The organism is Chryseobacterium contaminans (assembly GCF_001684955.1).
Lineage (GTDB): Bacteria > Bacteroidota > Bacteroidia > Flavobacteriales > Weeksellaceae > Chryseobacterium > Chryseobacterium contaminans.
Genome location: NZ_MAYF01000234.1, coordinates 1 through 782, shown reverse-complemented (window position 1 = coordinate 782; position 782 = coordinate 1). Strand labels below are relative to the sequence as shown.

1 protein-coding gene is annotated in these 782 nt (G+C 33.4%); it reads left to right on the top strand.

What is annotated here, in order from left to right; all coding sequences use genetic code 11:
• Positions 1 to 449: 449 nt before the first annotated feature.
• Positions 450 to 782, top strand: a 333-nt coding sequence (locus tag BBH99_RS12690; protein WP_394363557.1) for an insulinase family protein, incomplete at its 3' end; no start/stop codon positions are given.

Sequence of the window (782 nt, the reverse complement as noted above, 5' to 3'; positions counted from 1 at the left end):
ATCTATTATCTATTATCTATTATCTATTATCTATTATCTATTATCTATTATCTATTATCTATTATCTATTATCTATTATCTATTATCTATTATCTATTATCTATTATCTATTATCTATTATCTATTATCTATTATCTATTACTCATCATTTATAATATATGTTCCCTACCCTAGCCCCGATAGAAACGGTTACCCCGCAGCATGGGTTGGAGAGTTTGAGGGGTCGGAGCGTGGGAGTGTAAAGGCGCGAGGAGTATGAGTGGATAGCGGGAAATAGCTCCTGAAAAAATGGAGGAAACAAAGAGTTCTTATCTTTAATTATTACTAAGATGCTTCTTATTTCATTCACTTACTCAACTATCATAATAGATGTAATAGTGATAAAAGCGGAATCTATGTTTTTTCGATTGCTTACATTTGTATTATATTCTTGCTATAATAAGGATGAAATGAATTTATATATGACAGACAGAAAATATAAAGAAACAGCTCATACAGATACAAACCATTACGAATACACTACGGTAACCCACGATAAAAATAAAGTAAGAATCTACACATTGAAGAACGGACTGAAGGTTTTCCTGGCCCAAAACTTTGATGCTCCAAGAATTCAAACTTTTATTCCGGTAAGAACGGGTAGTAATAATGATCCTGCTGATAATACGGGACTGGCCCACTATCTTGAACACATGATGTTTAAAGGAACGTCTAGGATAGGAACACAGAACTGGGAAAAAGAAAAGGAACTTCTGGAGCAGATTTCTGCCCTTTATGAAGAA